The following is a 17,579-nucleotide window of genomic DNA, read 5'->3' as shown; positions in this document are numbered from 1 at the left end:
ATTAGAGTTAGTTTAGTTATATGAGGTTGATTATGTTACCATTGGCCGTTGTCACCCTAATTTTAGGGTGCAATGGCCATAATGCTAATAAAAAAGAAGTAACGGCCCAAAAAGCAGTTGAACGCCCAACAGTATCCGATGAGGAATTGATGGATTCCATACAATTTCAGACTTTCAATTATTTTTGGGAAGGTGCGGAACCGATTTCAGGCTTGGCCAGGGAGCGTATACATTTGGATGGGGTGTATCCCAACCACGATAAGGACATCATAACCACAGGTGGTTCCGGGTTTGGACTCATGGCCATTTTGGTTGGTGTGGAAAGAGGTTTTATTTCTCGTGAGCAGGCTTTGGAGCGCTACCAACGCATTGTCAATTTTTTGGAGAATGCAGACCGTTTTCATGGAGCATGGCCACATTGGTTGTTGCCATCAGGGAAAGTGACCCCTTTCAGCAAAAAGGATAATGGAGGGGATTTGGTGGAGACCGCCTTTTTGGTGCAAGGATTGTTAACGGTTCAAGCTTATTTCAAAAATGGAAATGAGCGCGAACAGCAATTGGCGGAAAAAATCCAAGAACTGTGGGAAGGCGTAGAATGGGACTGGTACACCAAAAATGGTGAAGATGTGTTGTACTGGCATTGGAGCCCAGAGTATGAATGGGAAATGAACTTTCCCGTAGGGGGCTACAACGAAGCACTCATTATGTACATTCTTGCTGCTGCTTCCCCAACACATTCCATTGATAGGTCCGTCTATGAAATTGGTTGGGCCGGTTCAGGTGAAATTTCACAGGACACCACTTACTACGGTTTGGAAACGGAGCTCAATCATTATGAGCATAGCGATGCGCCCGTAGGACCTTTATTTTGGGCCCATTATTCCTATTTGGGCTTGAATCCAAAAGGATTGAAGGATCAGTTCGGTGATTACTGGAAATTGAACCAGAACCATGCAATGATTCATTATAAGTATGCTGTGGACAATCCAAAGGATTACGAAGGATATGGAAAAGACTTATGGGGCTTGACCTCTAGTTATTCCATCAACGGCTATGCAGGGCATCGTCCAGAAGCGGATTTAGGAGTGATTTCACCTACGGCGGCACTCTCTTCCATGCCCTATACCCCAGAGGAGAGCAAACAGTTTTTGAGGTTTATGTACAACGAACAGGATAGCCTAATAGGGAAGTACGGACCTTACGATGCCTTTAGTTTGGAAGACGATTGGTACCTGCCAAGGTATTTGGCTATAGACCAAGGCCCCATTCCCGTAATGATTGAAAATTACCGAAGCGGGCTGTTTTGGAAGTTGTTCATGGCCAATACAGAAGTACAAGAAGGTCTAATAAAATTGGGTTTTGAAAGCCCTAATTTGAAAACAGCCGATGATTAAAAAGGCAATCTATCTTTTTATTGTTTCCATAGTTATGGTATCCTGTGGAGGAGGGGATGATTACACCTATATTCCCACGGAACCTGAACTTCCCGGTAACGGTTCTGGTGATGATGATGAGGTTCCTGTCATTTCAGATGAAGCGTTGTTGAACCTGACCCAAGAAGAAACCTTTAAATATTTTTGGGATTTTGCCGATTCCAGCTCAGGCGGGGCAAGAGAGAGGTACCACCCGAATGACCCGGGTAATAGTGAAGGAGTTGTTACCGCTGGGGGCACAGGGTTTGGACTTATGGCCATTTTGGTGGGCATCGAAAGGGGGTTCGTTTCAAGAGCGGAAGGTGTTGAACGCTTGAATACCTTATTGGATTTTTTGGAAAATGCCGATCGCTTTCACGGTGCATGGTCGCATTGGATCAATGGTTCCACAGGTGATGTGATTCCATTTAGCGATTTGGATGATGGGGGCGATTTGGTAGAAACTGCTTTTTTGGCCCAAGGTCTTGTTTGTGTCAAAGAATATTTTAAAAACGGTACCGATGCAGAGCAAAATTTGGCGCAACAGGCCGATGACCTCTGGAAAGGGGTGGAGTGGGATTGGTACACCCAAAATCAAAATGTATTGTATTGGCATTGGAGCCCCAACCACGGCTTTGATATCAATCTTCAACTAAAAGGATACAATGAGGTGTTGATTACCTACGTGATGGCCGCGGCATCACCCGATTTTGGCATAGAAAAAGAAGTGTATACCAATGGTTGGGCCTCAGGGGGAGGTATCCAATCAGGGAACACCCAATATGGTTATCCGATTTTGGTTAAACATAATGGCTCCGAACAGTTTGGTGGACCATTGTTTTGGGCACATTATTCTTACTTGGGATTAGATCCACATAACCTGTCCGACGAATATGTGGACTTTTGGGATGTAAACGTCAACCATACTATGATTAATTACGAATACTGTGTGAACAATCCGGACCAATACCAAGATTATGGTGAAGAGTGTTGGGGTTTAACGGCCAGTTATTCCCGTAACAATGATGGCAGTATCGGGTACAATGCCCACAGTCCCAACAATGACACCGGTGTCATATCACCTACTGCAGCAATTAGTTCCATTCCGTATGCACCGGAGGAATCCTTGGCCGCCCTGCACTATTTTTATAGGAACAAGGATGATTTGTTGGGTCCTGCAGGTTTTTACGATGCCTTTAGCCCCGAATACGATTGGGTAGCCGAGGCTTATTTGGCTATTGATCAAGGACCCCAGATTATCATGATTGAAAACTATCGGACCGGATTGCTTTGGAACCTGTTTATGGGTAATGAAGACGTTCAAGCTGGTCTGACCAAACTTGGATTTTAATATGAAAAAACAATTATCATTTTTTCTTTTGTTTCTCACGTGTACTATGTTATCCGCACAATGGCAATCCAAATACGAGGCCAAAATGCTTATTGATGGGAACGATACCTTAAGGTATCGCATTATGTATCCCAAAAATTTCAAGGCGAATGGAAACTATCCCTTGGTACTTTTTCTCCATGGAGCAGGAGAGCGTGGAAATGACAACGAAAAACAACTGTGGCACGGTGCTAAATTGTTTGCTACTGATTATTTGCAAGAACGATACCCGGCCATTGTAATTTTTCCACAATGTCCCAAAGATAGTTATTGGTCCAATGTAGATGTGGATAGAAGTTCATATCCTATCAATTTAGACTTTACATACAGTGAGGGACCGACAAAGCCGCTGAAAATGGTCATGGATTTGCTTGAAACCACCATAGCCGAACCTTACACCAAAGATGATCAAGTCTATTTGATGGGGCTTTCCATGGGAGGCATGGGAACTTTTGAACTATTGAGCAGAAAACCAGATACGTTTGCGGCCGCTGTGCCAATATGCGGAGGTGGCGAACCCGAATCCGTTTCCGTTTATGCAAAAAATACACCTTTATGGGTGTTTCATGGAGCGCAGGATAATGTAGTGCATCCCTTGCAATCCATTGAAATGGTTGCTGCATTGCTAAAAGCAGGAGCCCATCCAAAATTCACGATCTACGATTTTGCCAATCACAATAGCTGGGACCCGGCATTTGCCGAACCGGACCTGTTGCCTTGGCTGTTTTCCAAGCTGAAAGCAACAACTGCCGACACGAACGATTAATACGGAAATTAAAAAACATCTTGTCATGAACCCTAAAAACATAGCTTTGGCCTTAATGGGCTTGGTGCTTTTCACTTCCCATGCCCAAAAACGGATCCCTGAAGTTGAGCAGCTTTTACAAAAAATGACCCTTGAGGAAAAAATAGGTCAATTGAACTTGTTGACCCCTGGTGGGGGAGTGGCCACAGGTGCTGTGGTCAGTGAAAATGTGGAAGCTAAGATCAGAGCAGGGAAAGTGGGAGGCCTCTTTGGTGTGGCGGGCCCAGAAAAAGTAAGGGTGGCTCAAGAACTGGCTGTAAAAAAGAGCCGATTGGGAATACCGTTGTTGATAGGTTCCGATGTAATCCATGGATATAGGACTACCTACCCCATTCCGTTGGGACTTTCGTCCAGTTGGGATATGGATTTGGTAGAACAGGCAGCCCAAATGGCAGCAAAGGAGGCTACGGCCGATGGTATCAACTGGAACTTTTCCCCTATGGTGGACATTGCCCGGGACCCACGTTGGGGACGTATATCCGAAGGGGCGGGTGAGGACCCGTATCTAGGTTCTAAAATAGCCAAGGCAATGGTGAAAGGTTACCAAGGTGAAGACCTGTCCGCATCCCATACCATGTTGGCCTGTGTAAAACACTTTGCGCTCTATGGAGCAGTTGAGGCGGGCCGTGATTACCATTCTGTGGATATGAGCAAAATCAAAATGTTCAACCAATATCTACCGCCCTACAAAGCGGCCATAGATGCTGGTGCTGCCAGTGTGATGACATCGTTCAATGATGTGGATGGAGTCCCTGCCACGGGAAACAAGTGGTTACTTACGGATTTGTTGCGAGACCGATGGGGTTTTGATGGTTTTGTGGTCTCGGACTATACATCCCTGAACGAAATGATAGCACATGGTTTAGGGGACTTGCAAGCAGTATCTGCCTTGGCATTGAAAGCCGGACTGGATATGGATATGGTGGGAGAAGGTTTTTTGACCAGTCTGAAGAAATCCTTTGAAGAAGGAAAGGTGACCGAAGCTGCCATCACCAATGCTTGCAGAAGAGTATTGGAGGCCAAATATAATACCGGACTTTTTGATGACCCTTACCGATATTTGAATACCAAGCGACCTGAAAAAGATATTTTGACGGATTACAACAGGGAACTGTCAAGAAAATTGGCGAGCCGTTCCTTTGTGTTGCTCAAAAATCATAACAGTGTACTTCCTTTGGAAAAAAAGGGAAAGATAGCCTTGGTCGGTCCTTTGGCCGATAGTAAGGAGAATATGTTGGGGACCTGGGCACCTACGGGGGATTTTAGATTGGCGGTTAGCATTTTGGAAGGATTTAAAAATATAGCGCCCACTACCGAGATTGCATATGCAAAAGGGGCCAACATATCGGATGATGCGGATTTTGCCAAACGCGTTAACGTATTTGGTCCTAGAATAAGCATAAATGAGCGTAGTTCGAAAGACATGCTGCAAGAGGCTGTTGCTCTGGCCAAAACTTCGGATGTTGTGGTGGCAGTTGTGGGGGAGGCTACGGAAATGAGCGGGGAATCCTCAAGTAGAACCGATATTTCAATTCCGGAAAGTCAAAAGAGATTGATACGAGCCTTGGTAGAGACTGGAAAACCTGTAGCCTTGGTGTTGATGAGCGGTAGGCCATTGACCATTGCAGAGGAGTATGAAATGCCCGTATCAATACTACAAGTGTGGCATCCTGGTATTGAGGCAGGAAATGCCATAGCTGATGTGGTATTCGGGGATTACAATCCAGCTGGAAAATTAACCGCGACCTGGCCTGTGAATGTTGGACAGATTCCGGTGTACCATAGCGCAAAGGTTACAGGGAGACCTCCTTCAGAAAGCGATGCCTTCCAAAAATTTAAATCCAACTATTTGGATGCGCCCAATGCCCCATTGTTGCCTTTTGGCCATGGGTTGAGCTATACCACATTTGAATACTCCAATTTAAAATTGGACAAGAAACAGGTCCGTCAAGGAGAGGGAATTACCGCTACCGTGACCCTTACGAACACGGGGGATTATGATGGGGAAGAAGTGGTGCAATTGTACCTTCGAGACGTAGTAAGGAGCATTACGCCTCCCAAGCGTCAATTAAAGGGGTTTCAAAAAATCATGCTAAGGAAAGGGGAAAGAAAAGAGGTTTCCATCACTTTGTCTCCCGATGATCTGAAATTCTACAACGGTCAACTTGAACTTGTCTCGGAACCTGGGGAGTTTGAAGTGTTTGTGGGAACCAACTCCGATGCGGAATTATCCAAATCGTTCACACTAAAATAAAACCATATGTATATAAGGTCGATACTTCTTGTTCTATTCATTATGGTTTCGTGCAATCAACTGGAAAAACCAAAGGAAGAAGTGGCCCAAGGCCCGCCGAACATTATTTTTATCATGTCGGATGACCATGCGGAGCAGGCCATTAGTGCCTATGGTCACCCAATCGGTAATTTAGCCCCAACACCCAATATTGATAGAATAGCAAACGAAGGTGCTCTGTTCAGAAATAATTTTTGTACCAATTCGATTTGCGGACCTAGTAGAGCTGTGGTTTTAACAGGGAAATTCAGCCATATAAATGGATTTAAAATGAATGGTAACCGCTTTGACGGAGACCAACAAACGTTTCCGAAACTCCTCCAAAAGGCGGGGTACAATACCGCTCTCATTGGCAAATGGCATTTACACGGTCTGCCCCAAGGTTTCGATTACTGGAGCATTTTAAAGGACCAAGGCAATTACTACAACCCGGATTTTATTTCGATCGACAGACAGACCAAAGCAGTCGATACCACCGTAATCGAGGGATATGCAACGGATATTATCACCGAAGAAGGCCTTGACTACCTCAGGAGCAGGACGGGTTCCGAGGCACCCTTTATGCTCATGTTGCAACATAAGGCGCCACATCGTAATTGGATGCCCGCCCTGCGACATGCAAATAAATTTGACTCCATTCAATTTCCATTACCGGATACCTATTTCACCGATCATGCAGGTTCTCTGGGTTCCAAAGATCAATTGCAGACGATTTATAGGGATATGTATGAAGGTCACGATTTAAAAATGACCAAGAGAAAGGGAAGCCCTGAATTGGCATGGAATCCTTGGAAAACGGATTTTGAACGTATGACTCCAGAACAGCGTGCCGCATGGGATAATGCGTATCAGGCCAAAAACGATGCATTTCATGATGCCGACCTATCAGGCAGGGCATTGGCAGAATGGAAAGGGCAGCGCTATTTACAAGAATATTTAGCCACCTTGGCATCGGTAGATGAAGGGGTGGGCAAAATATTGGATTATTTGGAAGACAGTAACATGGTCGAAAACACCATAGTCATCTATACGACCGATCAAGGTTTTTACTTGGGTGAAAAGGGATGGTTCGATAAACGTTATATGTATGAAGAATCATTGGCAATGCCCCTCATGATGAAATACCCCGACCATATCAAAGCGGGCATTGAAATTAATGCCCTGACCCAAAACCTCGATTTTGCCGAAACATTTCTGGATTATGCAGGTGTCGATATTCCAAAGGATATGCAAGGCAAATCGTTACGGCCCTTGTTGGAAGATACCATCAATGATGATGATTTTAGGGATGCGGTGTACTACCATTATTATGATTATCCCGCATTCCATATGGTAAAGAAGCATTATGGCATTAGGACGGAGCGTTACAAGCTGATGCACTTTTACGATGATATCGATACGTGGGAACTATATGATTTAGAGGAAGATCCTAACGAAATACATAACCAAATCGATAATCCTTTTTATGATGAGGTGGAATCACGGCTCAGGAAGCGATTGATCGATTTGCAGAGACAATATCAAGTAACGAACGAAGAATTTGAACATGCTCCAAAGGAAAGTGTTCAAAGCGCCTATGAACAGTTTGAAAAGTTAAGGGGAACTACCGGTACGGCCTACGACCCCATAAAATAGGAAAACGTTAAGCGCTAAAAATGAAAAAATCATCTGTATACATAGCAGTGGTTATACTTCTGCCTGCAAAAATGACTCAAGTTCAGAGAAGACTGGAGTTGTGGTGTCAATGGAAGCAGTTCTATCGCACAATGATTTCAAGACCTATTGCAATCCCATCGATATTGATTCTAGCTTCACTCATATCAATTGGATTCTTTAAACACTAGACTTTCCATATTGATTTCCCCTATTTTTCTAGTTAATTGGGCATCCGAATACAGCTCTAAAATGGGGTCAAGAAAATGATAGGTATAATAGGCTCCATAGGCAAAAGGGCTCCCCGTATCAAAATCTTTGAAAACAGACCTAACTTTCATTGTTAACTGTAACATCACGCTTTTATCATTGATCAATGCTTCAGCCTTATCCGGGCTCATTTTAAATAGCACATCGCCATTTATGTAATCCACTTGTTCAGTTTTATTGAAAAACTCATGTCCGTAATGTGTTTTTGGTGCAAATTCATTAAAATACTCGACCGAGGAAATAATACCTTGAGGCGGTCTTTTAATGGGCAGGCGTACCCAAAAACCTCCTTTATCAAAGTCATATTGCCCTTGAAATTTTATGGCATGGACCAGTTGAAAATCTTCCGTTCCATTGCTAAAAAAGCTTTCGCTCCATTCTAAAATGATATCCAGGTATTTTTCCACAAAGGACACATACCGTTCATTTTCAGTAAAGTCATCTGCTCCGTGTCCTCCCCATTCCCTTACCACTGCACTTTTGCCGGTTCCGCTCCAATCATTCATAAAATATTCCTTTTTAAGAGCATCAGTTCCCATATCAAAGGCAAAATCCTTTAATACTTTTTGGGCCAGACTGGATTTGGCCTCCTTTTCAATAATTTTGCCTTTGGTTTGTTCTGTTAAAGCAGTCCTATCCATTACCTTGAAGTGCTCTTTCAACATATGTATCCGTACCAAATGTGCAAACCCAGCATATCCCAGGCTGGTCAGGTTCCTTTTTTCAGCGGCTTCCTTGGAAAGATTTACTTTCTTTGGGTTGTCACGCATCATATAAAAATCAATGGCGCCAAATCTCGGAAGTCCTTTGTACTTTTGAATTACAATGTCTTTAAACGCCGGATCAGGAGATTTGTAGGCCAAATACTCGGAATCGTTGAATGATGTATTTGTATTTTGTTGAGTCGATTTTTTGTCAGGTTTTTTTTCCTCTGTTTGTATTGTACTGCCCGTTTGTATGCCCGGTCCTTGCACCTTACTATTATTTCCATTAAGAATATCATCTACCTTGCTATCCGCTTTCTTAATAACTTTCTCCTCAGCCTGCTTTTTCAGGTTTTTAAAAAATTGACCTGTCGTAGTTTGTGGCAAACCTAGCGTCAAAGCAGCCGTTATCACCCATAAAATCTGTTTGGAACAATTACATTTCATTTCTCAATCCTTAAATTTTATGGTTCTGATGTCCGATTCTCCCATTTTTTGACTTAGTGGGCTATCCTTGTAAAATTCCATTATGGTATCTTCCATCTCAAATTCCCAGGCTATGTGCGTCGGGCTTGTTACGTTAGGGGTCACTTTGACTTTAAATACCACAAACACGGGGGAACGCTCAATCAAATTAAATGCTTTGGCAGCAGTGGGCTCAACAGGCAGGAAAACCTTTTTTGAATAATTTTTCAGGGTTTTCTCATTCTCCGAATACGCCATAAAATTGGACTTGTGCAAAATAAAGTCACCGCCAACGGAGAATATATTTACAATCCAAAAACCTTTGTTTCCGAAATCATATTTTTCGGCCACTGTCCCCCTTGCAACGAAATAGGCAATTTGACTCCCATCTTCATAAAAGGAGTTGCTCCATGTCTGAAGAGTGCCATAATGGTTCTTGATGAACTTTGTATAACTGCGGTTTTGTGCAAATTCATTATTATGAGTACCTCCCCAATAGGACACACGGCTCCTTTCTCCTGCGGAATTATAAAAATTGCAGGGAGATTTGGCCTCGGAATCACAAAAGTATTCTTGAAGCTTTTCATCGGATAGGGTTTCCCTAGCAAGAATCAACAAGTGATTTTGGGCAAATACAGAATTCTTTTTTTCAAGATCTCCTGAGATGTTCTGATGTTTGGTCAATTTTGATCGATCCAAATCCTTAAAGGTATTTTCCAAAAACTTCAACTCTAAAAGTGCCTCATAAGCTTTGTTCATTGTCGGTGTCGTGGTCCCTCTCAAAAAATAAAGGTCTCCGTATCTAGGAAGTCCTTTGTGTGCTTGTATGACCACATCTCTAAAATCTTTGGAGGGTGCCTTAAATGTTAGAATATTTTGATCGTTTACAGCAAAAGGAGCTTTTTTATCAACTTTTTCGCTCTGGGAGGTTTTATTGTCCGATACTGGCCCAGGTTTGGCATCAGGAACCGATGCTGCTGCTCCATTACCATTCAGCAATTTGTCCGTTTTATCGCTTGCTGTTTTTACAATCTTGTCTTCAACACTCTTTTTTAATTTTTTAAAAAACTGACCTTGGGCGGAAACCGGCATTAGCGTTCCCAGCACGGTCACAATCAAGACGGCATTTGTTTTTATAAGTTTCATTTTCATAACTTTTGGATTATCTAGTCTTGGCTACCATGGTTGTGATGTTGATTTCACCCACTTTTTGTGTAAGACCATCATCTGAATAGATTTCAATAACGGGACTGTTAAGGCTAAAAGTGGTCTTGAGTTGATCGGCTCTATAATTTTCCAGGCCATTTAGATTACCAGTCACATCAAATACCAAATAAACCTTTTGGTACTTTTCTAAGAAGGTTTCAGCCACTTCGGGCGACATTTTGAACAGTATCGACGAACCGTTGGGGTGCATCAACTTTCTTTCTGATGAATTGACGGGTTGGAGTCCATACCACCGCAATAAAAAACCCTGATTGTAAAACTGATGCGTATTCAACCAATAACCTCCACTCTTAAAATCGTAGGTGCCCAAATTGGTCCGTGTAACATAATATCCCTCCAGTACATTGTCGGAATAAAGTGTCTTTGCCCACTTTTCGACCAACGGAAACTTCTCCTTTGCAAAATTGGTGTACGCCCTTAATTTTTGGAATTCCGAAGCGCCTCTTCCTCCCCATGGCCTAATGCTGCGCGGTTCGTTATAATAGCCCTCTTGAAGGAATCCTGAAGCACAATCCTCTTCTTTTGGGTTGCAGAAAAACCGTATGGACTGCTGTTTGTTGCACAAGGCATTGGCAAGGGCCAGCACATGTTGTTGGGCCGTATAGGATTTAAGGTCTTTTTCGTACATGTTTTGTGTCCGTTCTGTAAAAAAGTCCCGGTCCATCACTTCGAACATGTCTTCTTTGAACCTCATTTTCAAAAGCTCCACAAAAGCATGCCTACTCGCATTGTTATGGCTGAACTGTTTATCCCTTTCAAAGTACTCATCATCCCTTGAACTTACATAGGTACCATCTGATTTTAGAAAATACTCATCTTGCACCCCAAAACGGAGTTTACCCATGTGGGTCTGCAAGGAAAGGGAAATGAAATCGGCAGTCGGAGGATCAAAAGTCTTTTCCTGCGACTGTCCCCACCCTATTAGTTGGAATGCCAAGACCGCTGTTATAAAAAGGATATGTTTCATGCATTAATTTTTAAGAATAAGATTGTTTAGGGATAATGTCCTAAAATGATTTGCAAGAGCTTCGTCCGTATAAATTTCCACATCACTTTTTTCATGGGAATAATTAAAGTTGATGGGGTCTGTGGGAACATCCATCCGCTTATCCGAATGTTGCAGTTTTATCTTTTTTACCAGATATAATCGGTTGATGCCCTTTTTTTTTAGGCGCTCAGCAGTTTGCTCATCCATCGGCAAGAAGAAATTGATGTTTTTTCCTAGAGACATTTTTTTTAGAAGCTGATTTTCATAGGGTTTGACAGGTTCAAAGACCACTCTTTTCAATCCTCCCTGTTTAAATGGGAAAATATCATTGAGGGCCAGATAATGACTCACCCAATAGCCTTTTTTGTCAAAATCATAATTTCTTCCAATATTTAGGGTAGAAACATGATAGCCGATCAACACATCATTTTTAAAAACATCTTGACTCCATTCCAATAGCGGCTCTAAATAACTGTCTACAAAAGTTTTATAGTTTCGTTGTTTTTCAAACTCGTTCTTGCCTCCATTGGCATTCTTACATGCCGCGTCCACACATAAGTTCGGAGCCACCTGATTGAGCAAGAATCTCTGGAGGTAAGCAGAATTCGATTGTTGTTCTGTAAGCCTATCGTTAAAAATGATCAATCGGTCCTTGTCCAGGTCCCTCATAAATGGCTTGAGATATTTTAAGCTGATCAATAAAGAGAAATTGATTTTTCCCTTGTTCACCATATTGTTTTTTTTAAGCTGCTCTGGGTTTCTACCACCACCGCGAACGGGCCTTGCTACATTGGATCTAGGATTGGCTTGTGCATTGGCGCTTTGATTTTTATAAGAATCCACAACACCAAACCTGGGCAAGCCTTTGTATGTCTGAAGGTATATTGAAACAAAATTGTCCGAGGGCGGCTTGAAGGCAATCAGTTCATCTGCGTCAGCCGTCTGTGCAAAACCATGGTGCACAGTTGCTACCATCAGAAAAATACTAAATACCGATCTTACCTTTAACATTGTTTTTTTGATGTTCATTCCCAATTTATTGTTCCATCCATGGTCAAAATGGTGTCATCATCGGTATTGATTACCGTTGTATTTTCAAAGGTGATCTGTTTGGCTTCAAAATCAACACCGAAACCGTCACCGCATGCTGTAAAAAAGTTTTGGTAGGGCGAGGAACAGGCATGGCGAAACTCTTGGCCGTTCCTTACTATGGTCATGGATATGGTCTTGTCAATATCCGTAGAGCCACCAGTGGAAAAATCTGCCGCCACGATTACAAATCCGTTTTGGTCATTATCATAAACAAATTCATTATCAACCACAGTTATGTTCTCAGACAATAGAATTACCGATTTATCTGTCCCCGAAAGGGCAACATTGGCCACTTCAATATTACCAACGGTCAATGAAGTACCCAGTTCCGAAGTTTCCTCCCCGGATAATTGTATGGTTCCTTGTACTTCGTTTAATGTACCGTTTTCAGGTTCGTTACCATCATCGGTGCCGCAACCAACAAGGAAAAATAACATAGAACAGGACAAAAAGAGCATGGTAGGGTACTTCATATAGTTAATGGTTATGCCGTATAGTAATCTCTAAACTATGAATTCCTTTATCCCTGTGCCATGGTCAATTATTTTACGTAATGTTATCAAGAGTTACCGTAGTGGATTTTCCAATATCCGTAAACCATGGTATAACAGCCCATTAATGGGTCAAATGGTTTAAATTTGGGATTCACTAACCTCAGAACATGCTGCAATCCATCAAAAGAAACTGTTTAGACCTTTTCATTATACTTATACCCTTATTAAGCCATTCACAGCAGGTACCACTTGATTCCCTGGGAAATAAATTGGAGAATTTTACTTTACAAGATACCCTAAGAGCCGGACTGCTTATTGAAATGGCTGGGGAGATGACCTATTCCAGTCCCAATGAAGCATTTCCGTATATTGAGGAAGCCCTCAATATCTCAGAAAAAACAAACTGGATCAAGGGTGAGGCTATGGCCAACCGTCAAAAAGGTAACCTCTATTATGTCTTAGGAGACAACCTCAATGCATTGGATGCTTATCAAAAAGCTTTGGTTTTGAGCCAAAATATGGCCAACAGACAACTGGAATCAAGTCTATTGGGAAATATTGGCAATATCCATGCTGATTTAAAGGAATATGATAAGGCCTTGAAAAAGTATCATGCCTATTTGTCGACGGCACAATCACTGAACAACAGACCAGATGAAATCAAAGCACTTTCCAACATTGCCATTATCTATAACGACACGGAAAAGTTTGAAGAAGGTGTTTCCTATTTGGAGAAGGCCCTGACTTTGGCCAAATTGGAAGAAAACAACCTGTTTATAGCAGCGATTACCAATAACTTGGCCTTGGCTTACAAAAAGCTGGGACAGAACGAAAAAGCACTTGCACACTATCAAGAAGCAGTAGACCTCGCCCAGCAGATTGACAATAAGTATATTGAGGCCTCCGCACTTAACAGTATTGGCAAAATCAATGTACTGCTCGAAAACTATGGAGTGGCCGAGGCAAGTGCCAGCCAAGCCCTTGCGCTTTCCCAGGAGGTTGGTGCTGTGGAATGGGAATCCGATTCATGGGAAGTGTTGAGTCAAGTGTACGAGTACAACGGAAATATGGCCGAAGCCCTTGATGCCTATAAAGAGCATGTGCAACTGAGGGACAGTGTGCTGAACGAGGAAAAGAGGTCTGAATTGACCCGAAAGGAAATGCAGTTTCAGATGGAGCGGCAACAAGCGGTCGCCCAAGAGGAAATAAAGAGACAGGAATTGGTGAAAAATGGGTATTTGTTGGGGGCCATACTCTTGGCATTGATCTCCATAATAGGATATTTTTTGTACAAACGAAGACGCGATGCACTGGAAAAAAGAAAATTGGCCGAATTCAATGCAAAGGTGGCAGAGACCGAGCTCAAGGCCCTTCGCTCCCAAATGAACCCTCATTTTATTTTTAATTCACTCAATTCCATTAGTGATTTTATCTCAAAGAACGATATCCAACAGGCCGATGACTATTTGGTCAAGTTCTCCAAACTCACACGATCCATCCTTGAAAACTCCGAAAAAAAATGGATTACCTTGGAGGAAGATTTGGAATTGATGGAACTGTACATGCAGATAGAGTCCCTCCGGTTGGAGAACAAGCTCAACTACCATATATCGGTTGATGATAGTGTTGAACCGGACAACACCTTGGTCCCCCCACTCATATTACAACCCTTTATCGAAAACAGTATATGGCATGGAATCGCTCCAAAACAAGGAGATGGACAAATCGCCCTCTTGATAAAAAAAGACGGAAATATGTTGGAGTATATTGTTGAGGACAATGGGATTGGAAGGTCGGCAACCCATACACACGCCAAAAAGAAAGGTTCGTTCGGTGTAAAGATTACCAGTAATCGAATAGAAATCATAAACCATTTAAATAATACCAATGGATCTATTAATTTGTTGGACAAAACGGAAGGACTTCGTGTAGAGATAAGACTTCCTTTGGAACTTCAATTTTAAAAACGCTATGTTAAAGGCTATTATCGTAGATGATGAGCAGCATTGTATCAACCGTTTGGACTTACTGTTGCAGGACGAAGCGCCCGACATTGAAGTTATGGCCCGCTGTAAGACCATTGATGAGGCAAAACGTGAAATCACTGATTCATGGCCTGATCTTGTTTTTTTGGATGTGCAGCTTGGGAACAATACAGGTTTTGAACTGCTATCGCAACTGGATTCTTTCGATTTTGAAGTGATATTTACCACCTCTTTTGACAATTATGCCTTAAAGGCATTTAAGTTCTCTGCCATGGACTATCTCTTAAAACCCATAGACAAAAACGATTTGGCCAGTGCATTGCAAAAACTAAGGCAACACAAAAACCTAAAAGAAACCTCCAAAAAGATAGATATTCTATTCCACAATTTTAAAGAGGGAAACGATTCATCAAAAAGAATTGCAATCCCTACCACGGATGGATTTGCCCTGGTCGACACAAACGATATCATTAGGTTTCAATCGGATATCAATTATACCCACATCCATACACTTTCTAACAAAAAAATAACAGCCTCCAAAACCTTGAAGTATTTTGAAGGTATTCTGGAAAACAGCACGTTTTTCAGGGTGCACAAATCCCATCTTGTCAATCTATCATTTGTAGAGAACTATATTAGGGGAAAAGGAGGCCATATTATTTTGAAGGATGGCTCCAAAATTGAGGTTGCAGTTAGACGTAAAGATGAGCTCGTAAAAAAGCTTGCTCCCAATTCTTGACTTTACGGATATATCCAACCTTGAATTTCTCACTACAGCTATACCATAAATTCAGTGGTTGAAGCTAGTCTATTGCTATAGTGGAAACAAATCCTTTTAGGATGTGTAGAATGAAGTTCTGAGACACCCTTGGAAATAACAGATACCGAGAATCACTGAAAACGGATGTTTTGAACCATCGCAAGTTTTGTCTTAGAAGCTTGTTGTTCAGTTGTTTGTTTATATTTTGCTATGCTAAATTTTAGAAGGCTGGGGCGGTGTACTATGTCTTGCGTTTCCATATTTATCGAGTAGCTTGTCTTTTAGATAAAAAAGTACTGCAAAGGAATTTTACATATTTTGGGTATCGATTTGGTGTCTTTTATATTGATTTTAATTGAAGATAAATGAAACTAGATAAAACAAAAAAACCTGTAAATCAGTGATTTACAGGTTTGTTGTTGTGTTTTGATGGTGTTCTAGTGGAGCCGGAGGTACTAGAACCTACCCCTGGGAACCCTAATAAACCAAGGGTTTCAGGCGTTACAAAATTGTATGCTCACCGAATAGGTCACCTTGTTATTAACTGATTAAAAATCAATTATATATTATATACACTGATTATGAATCGAGGAGTGGACATATGGAACTCCAATCGCATATTTTCACTTTAATTATGTTGCCGATGAGTTAAGTGTATTTGACTTGCGTGAAATTATTCGTTTTTGAATTTGATTTTCCCAACGAGATCATTGAAATATTCAGGACTCCAAATACTTAAAACATCATCATTTTTAATAAACCTTACAACAGTTTCTTTGATATTTTTAAATGACACTACTTCAATTCTCATTTGGAGTAGTTCAATTATCTGTTCGGGAGAAATATGTTTCTCTTGCCAGTCATTTGTGTCTTTTGCCCTTGCCAAAAAATGGTTCAAGTCCAAATAAATCCCCTTCTTTATGTACCATTCCATATCATACCAATCCCGTCCTTTTACCCTGTCTTTCCATTTTCTGAATAATAACGCGTGTACTTTTCCAGCAAACAAGCTTGGTCCGGTAAAACACTTTACATAAAAAGAAAATGGCCTTAGCAATAACTTCTCTTCTGTATTGAAATTTAGAGGAGGTCAGTTCAAATCTATTTTCACAACACTTTACGACCGGGTCATAGGTTAGGTAAAAAACTTTATGAAGTCGGAAAAACTTGTATCAACCCAAAAGTTTAATAAAACGATAGTTTAATTTCCAATGTACTATTAATGTTCTCCGATTTTATTAAATTTGGTTTCGAAAGCTTATCGAAGTGGTTAAAAGTTACCTATTCGGTTACCTTCTTTCAAAAAATAACGTAACATGTTGGTATATAGCGACATACTGAACTTTCATTGCTTCAGTCATACTTTTGCCACTACCGTGACCCTTTCCAATGGTATGCCGATTGAGTCCGTGAGCAAAATTTTGGGCTACCAAAATTACAACATAAGTTTATGCACGGGTATTGGAGGATAAGATCAGTTCGAATATCGAGGGGCTTCGGTCTGTTTTGAAAAATAGAAGGGATAATGATGCCGATAGGGTTTTGGGTTGGTAGAACTAATTTGGGTTAATGTTTTTAAGGATAGGGCTTGAATCTTATCGTAATGCGTATATTGGGATTAACGAAGTCAAATTCATATGGATAATAGTAGTGTTATGGGGTAGGCAAGAAGCTCTGTTTAACAGTATGAAAGAGTGCTTTTAACTTAAAGCGTTAATTTTTCAAACAGTACAATCCGAATATCTCATTTAAAGTCACATTGCTTTGCTAAAGTATTTGGAAGACTATGAAATCCTTTATTTCAAATTAATCGAATTGACAGTACAATTGCCCAAAAGTTTAGGGAACAATATCAATGAATTGGCAGAGAACCTATACCAAAAAAAAAAGGATTATTGTACAGGAGGACTAGAACACGTATTTGGAAAGCTCTTATTTATTGCGCTTCCTTGTTTTCAATAATTTATGCTAAAAGGATAGGTGACTTTCCTTTAAATTTCTACAGTTGTAAAACTGAGAGTTCTTTTGATAATTTAAAAAT

14 protein-coding genes are annotated in these 17,579 nt (G+C 41.3%); 8 read left to right on the top strand and 6 right to left on the bottom strand.

Translation table 11 applies throughout. The features are described 5' to 3' along the window. Positions 1 to 20 precede the first annotated feature (20 nt). Genes J4E06_RS02295 through J4E06_RS02275 form a run of 5 tightly spaced genes read left to right on the top strand, consistent with a single transcriptional unit; the run spans position 21 to position 7,535 of the window. On the top strand, positions 21 to 1,394 hold the full coding sequence (locus J4E06_RS02295) for a glucoamylase family protein (protein WP_349522429.1): 1,374 nt from the start codon (positions 21 to 23) through the stop codon (positions 1,392 to 1,394). Further along, positions 1,387 to 2,763 (top strand): glucoamylase family protein, encoded by a 1,377-nt coding sequence (locus tag J4E06_RS02290; protein ID WP_349522428.1) that lies wholly within the window; start codon positions 1,387 to 1,389, stop codon positions 2,761 to 2,763. The genes J4E06_RS02295 and J4E06_RS02290 overlap by 8 nt, the downstream gene beginning before the upstream one ends. A 1-nt stretch (position 2,764) precedes the next feature. After that, complete coding sequence (locus J4E06_RS02285; protein ID WP_349522427.1) at positions 2,765 to 3,568, top strand: carboxylesterase family protein; 804 nt, start codon at positions 2,765 to 2,767, stop codon at positions 3,566 to 3,568. Between the two features lie 25 nt (positions 3,569 to 3,593). After that, entirely contained in the window at positions 3,594 to 5,861 is a 2,268-nt protein-coding gene (gene bglX, locus J4E06_RS02280; protein ID WP_349522426.1) for a beta-glucosidase BglX, read from the top strand. A 6-nt stretch (positions 5,862 to 5,867) separates the two neighbouring features. Further along, the gene (locus J4E06_RS02275) at positions 5,868 to 7,535 is read left to right on the top strand and encodes a sulfatase family protein (RefSeq protein ID WP_349522425.1); all 1,668 of its coding nucleotides are present in this window, start codon (positions 5,868 to 5,870) and stop codon (positions 7,533 to 7,535) included. Positions 7,536 to 7,720: 185 nt separating this feature from the next. On the opposite strand, the gene J4E06_RS02270 is transcribed toward J4E06_RS02275, so the two are convergent. From J4E06_RS02270 to J4E06_RS02250, 5 genes are read right to left on the bottom strand one after another with little or no spacing between them, the layout of a single operon-like run. Beyond that, positions 7,721 to 8,974, bottom strand: a complete 1,254-nt coding sequence (locus tag J4E06_RS02270; protein ID WP_349522424.1) for a hypothetical protein — start codon at positions 8,972 to 8,974, stop codon at positions 7,721 to 7,723. Positions 8,975 to 8,977: 3 nt separating this feature from the next. After that, positions 8,978 to 10,138 (bottom strand): hypothetical protein, encoded by a 1,161-nt coding sequence (locus J4E06_RS02265; protein WP_349522423.1) that lies wholly within the window; start codon positions 10,136 to 10,138, stop codon positions 8,978 to 8,980. Positions 10,139 to 10,154: 16 nt separating this feature from the next. Then, positions 10,155 to 11,186: a hypothetical protein gene (locus J4E06_RS02260; protein WP_349522422.1), complete on the bottom strand. Its 1,032-nt coding sequence runs from the start codon at positions 11,184 to 11,186 to the stop codon at positions 10,155 to 10,157. Positions 11,187 to 11,189: 3 nt separating this feature from the next. Beyond that, entirely contained in the window at positions 11,190 to 12,218 is a 1,029-nt protein-coding gene (locus tag J4E06_RS02255; RefSeq protein ID WP_349522421.1) for a hypothetical protein, read from the bottom strand. A gap of 14 nt (positions 12,219 to 12,232) precedes the next feature. Continuing rightward, on the bottom strand, positions 12,233 to 12,772 hold the full coding sequence (locus tag J4E06_RS02250) for a hypothetical protein (protein ID WP_349522420.1): 540 nt from the start codon (positions 12,770 to 12,772) through the stop codon (positions 12,233 to 12,235). A gap of 188 nt (positions 12,773 to 12,960) precedes the next feature. On the opposite strand from J4E06_RS02250, the gene J4E06_RS02245 reads away from it, so the two are divergent. Beyond that, positions 12,961 to 14,757, top strand: coding sequence for a tetratricopeptide repeat-containing sensor histidine kinase (locus J4E06_RS02245; RefSeq protein ID WP_349522419.1), 1,797 nt, complete (start codon positions 12,961 to 12,963; stop codon positions 14,755 to 14,757). Between the two features lie 7 nt (positions 14,758 to 14,764). Beyond that, on the top strand, positions 14,765 to 15,517 hold the full coding sequence (locus tag J4E06_RS02240; RefSeq protein WP_349522418.1) for a LytR/AlgR family response regulator transcription factor: 753 nt from the start codon (positions 14,765 to 14,767) through the stop codon (positions 15,515 to 15,517). Positions 15,518 to 16,211: 694 nt separating this feature from the next. Here the strand turns inward: J4E06_RS02240 and J4E06_RS02235 are convergent. After that, positions 16,212 to 16,595, bottom strand: coding sequence for a nucleotidyl transferase AbiEii/AbiGii toxin family protein (locus J4E06_RS02235; protein ID WP_349522417.1), 384 nt, complete (start codon positions 16,593 to 16,595; stop codon positions 16,212 to 16,214). A gap of 259 nt (positions 16,596 to 16,854) precedes the next feature. Here J4E06_RS02235 and J4E06_RS02230 point away from each other — a divergent pair, with 259 nt between their 5' ends. Then, positions 16,855 to 17,010: a site-specific integrase gene (locus tag J4E06_RS02230; RefSeq protein ID WP_349522416.1), complete on the top strand. Its 156-nt coding sequence runs from the start codon at positions 16,855 to 16,857 to the stop codon at positions 17,008 to 17,010. Positions 17,011 to 17,579: the final 569 nt, after the last annotated feature.

This window comes from Allomuricauda sp. NFXS6 (genome assembly GCF_040148835.1).
Classification (GTDB): domain Bacteria; phylum Bacteroidota; class Bacteroidia; order Flavobacteriales; family Flavobacteriaceae; genus Flagellimonas.
This window is presented reverse-complemented; position numbering and strand designations above follow the sequence as displayed.

Coding starts and splice junctions, on each gene's coding strand:
- J4E06_RS02295 (WP_349522429.1), top strand. CDS start 21: ATGAGGTTGATTATGTTACCATTGGCCGTTGTCACCCTAATTTTAGGG.
- J4E06_RS02290 (WP_349522428.1), top strand. CDS start 1,387: ATGATTAAAAAGGCAATCTATCTTTTTATTGTTTCCATAGTTATGGTA.
- J4E06_RS02285 (WP_349522427.1), top strand. CDS start 2,765: ATGAAAAAACAATTATCATTTTTTCTTTTGTTTCTCACGTGTACTATG.
- bglX (WP_349522426.1), top strand. CDS start 3,594: ATGAACCCTAAAAACATAGCTTTGGCCTTAATGGGCTTGGTGCTTTTC.
- J4E06_RS02275 (WP_349522425.1), top strand. CDS start 5,868: ATGTATATAAGGTCGATACTTCTTGTTCTATTCATTATGGTTTCGTGC.
- J4E06_RS02270 (WP_349522424.1), bottom strand. CDS start 8,974: ATGAAATGTAATTGTTCCAAACAGATTTTATGGGTGATAACGGCTGCT.
- J4E06_RS02265 (WP_349522423.1), bottom strand. CDS start 10,138: ATGAAACTTATAAAAACAAATGCCGTCTTGATTGTGACCGTGCTGGGA.
- J4E06_RS02260 (WP_349522422.1), bottom strand. CDS start 11,186: ATGAAACATATCCTTTTTATAACAGCGGTCTTGGCATTCCAACTAATA.
- J4E06_RS02255 (WP_349522421.1), bottom strand. CDS start 12,218: ATGTTAAAGGTAAGATCGGTATTTAGTATTTTTCTGATGGTAGCAACT.
- J4E06_RS02250 (WP_349522420.1), bottom strand. CDS start 12,772: ATGAAGTACCCTACCATGCTCTTTTTGTCCTGTTCTATGTTATTTTTC.
- J4E06_RS02245 (WP_349522419.1), top strand. CDS start 12,961: ATGCTGCAATCCATCAAAAGAAACTGTTTAGACCTTTTCATTATACTT.
- J4E06_RS02240 (WP_349522418.1), top strand. CDS start 14,765: ATGTTAAAGGCTATTATCGTAGATGATGAGCAGCATTGTATCAACCGT.
- J4E06_RS02230 (WP_349522416.1), top strand. CDS start 16,855: ATGTTGGTATATAGCGACATACTGAACTTTCATTGCTTCAGTCATACT.